This is a genomic window from Synechococcus sp. F70.1 (genome assembly GCF_047502745.1).
Classification (GTDB): Bacteria; Cyanobacteriota; Cyanobacteriia; order Thermostichales; family Thermostichaceae; genus Thermostichus.
Genome location: NZ_JANSJL010000054.1, coordinates 1 through 2,041, shown reverse-complemented (window position 1 = coordinate 2,041; position 2,041 = coordinate 1). Strand labels below are relative to the sequence as shown.

General features: G+C 58.8%; 2 protein-coding genes. Both read right to left on the bottom strand.

What is annotated here, in order from left to right; translation table 11 throughout:
- Positions 1-31: 31 nt before the first annotated feature.
- Entirely contained in the window at positions 32-829 is a 798-nt protein-coding gene (locus NW860_RS05270; protein WP_414512849.1) for a thermonuclease family protein, read from the bottom strand.
- A gap of 256 nt (positions 830-1,085) precedes the next feature.
- Positions 1,086-1,904, bottom strand: coding sequence for a hypothetical protein (locus tag NW860_RS05265; protein WP_414396361.1), 819 nt, complete (start codon positions 1,902-1,904; stop codon positions 1,086-1,088).
- Positions 1,905-2,041: the final 137 nt, after the last annotated feature.

Here is a 2,041-nt window from a genome sequence, read left to right as displayed (position 1 = left end):
AGAAGGTTGGTTAGGTCCGGTGAATCAAGGACTAGAGGAGAACCCTTTGGGCTCTGACCAACCAATCCTCGGCCTTTTGCAGGAGTTGAGTGTACTTCCGTTCCAGTTGCTTACGGCTGGCCAGGGTTGTGGTCAGGCTGCGCTGCAGGTGTTTGAGATCCCGCTCCAGCTGCCGGATGCCTGCCCCCTGCTGGCTGGACTTTTTCCACAGCAGTTTGCCTAGCCCCACCATCACCACCGCCGTGGCAATACCCACACCTGCTGCTGCGGCTGGGTTTTCCCGCAGGAAAGACCCCTCCAAAGCGTAAGGCCCTGCAAAAGCTACAGTTTGCAGCGCTGTTTCTCGAAACTCCCACGGCATCACTGGCTTGGGTTGTTGCCAAAAACCACGGTGTGCCGCCTGCGCGACCCCTTGAGCTTCTAGGTAGCGCTCCCGGTTGGCCTCGTGCAAAAAGCGCTCGTAGACCACCGCCTGTCCTTGGCGCAGCATCTCCAAATTCACCAGGCCATCGGCGTTGTACACCTCGACAATGTGCAGCCCCTCTGGGGTGATGTAAAGAGTGTCGACCTGCACCAGGGATCCCGGTGGCAGCAGCTTTTGCAAAGCCTCCTGCGAGAGCTGTCCCCACTGTCCCTGCGTCAGCTCCGGCGCATCTACATAGGCAGGGCGAAAACGGGTTGGCCTGTCGTTTAGGTCTGCCCAGAAGGTGTCTCCATCGACCACCGACCGCACTCGCACTGTCTCGAAAGATTGGGCTGCTGCAGGCAGGATAACCCAACTGCTGGCAAGGACAGCCGCCGTCATCGGGAGGGAAGTTTTTGAGCTCATAGGGGTCACTCCTAAGGTGAAGTCAAGAAAAACTCTGGGAACAAACCCAAGCCCTAGAGCGTCCCTAGAGGCTTCTACAAGGGTAGCTGCTGCTCCCTGGGACGGTGGCTGCCACCTTTCGCACAAGGAAAGCTAACTTTCCTAGCCAAAAGACACGGCTTTTGGCCAACCACCTCAAGCAAACAGCAGCATTCGGGCTAGAGTTCAGCTCAGCAGAGCCTGCTCCTGGAGCACAATCTTTGCGCTGGCAGTTAAATTACAGACGGAGGCGATAGGGCTCTCCCTCGATCCCATCAGGCAGGGGAGGCGGGAGAATTTCCACTTCACCTGTGGGCAGCGTCCGCAAAACCGTGCCCAGTTGGGCCAGTTGCTTTAGGGCAAACAAGCGGGTGTCCCGGTCGCTGGTGGCGTTAAACACGCTCAGCCAGACATCGAAGCGAGAACGGCGGCTGAGAGGGCTGCGGGCAATGTTGTCCCCCAACTGGCGAAAGTCGTCGCCGGGCAAGCCCACCTGCTCCCGCCAGGCCGCGGCTTGGTAGTAGTCATTGCGACCTGCTTCCGCATCCCCCAGAAACATGAAATTGATCAGGGCGCGATCCACGTAGAGCCGCCAGGCATCGGGATTGTTCTGGGGGTTGAACTGCTGTAGGCCGCGATCCAAAATCTCGATAGCTTTTTCCGGCTGACCGGCCCAATAGGCCAACACCAAGCTAGACAGTCGGTAGCCCTGGAAGAAAGAGGGATCCAGCCGCAGCATGTGGTCAAAGTACTCGTAGGCAAGGCCGTAGCCGGTCTGGGCGCGGGCGCGGGCGTCGCCGTAGTACTGGATCAGCTCTAACCACAGCCAGGAAGCTCCCAGATTGCGGTAGCCCAGCCAGCCCAAGGTGTTGGCCAGGGCAATGTTGCGGTTTTTGCGGACCTCGGCATTTTCTATGGCCTCCAGGTTGATCCGCTCCAACATGGGCAACTGGAGCTGCACTACCAGGATCCCACACAGCAGTGCCCCCCCAACGGCAGCCAAAGTGCCGGCCAGGGACAAGTGAGAGCGACGACGAGGTAAAGCAGCGGTGGTCATACGGGCAGGTTCTTGGGTGGCTCCAGTCCATCATGGCACTCCCCGCTCCCCAAAGAAGGAGACCGGCTTCTGGGTAACTTTGGCTGACCGCTCTGAAAGACTTAAAAGCGGACTTTTGCTCCAGGTTGACGCTTTCT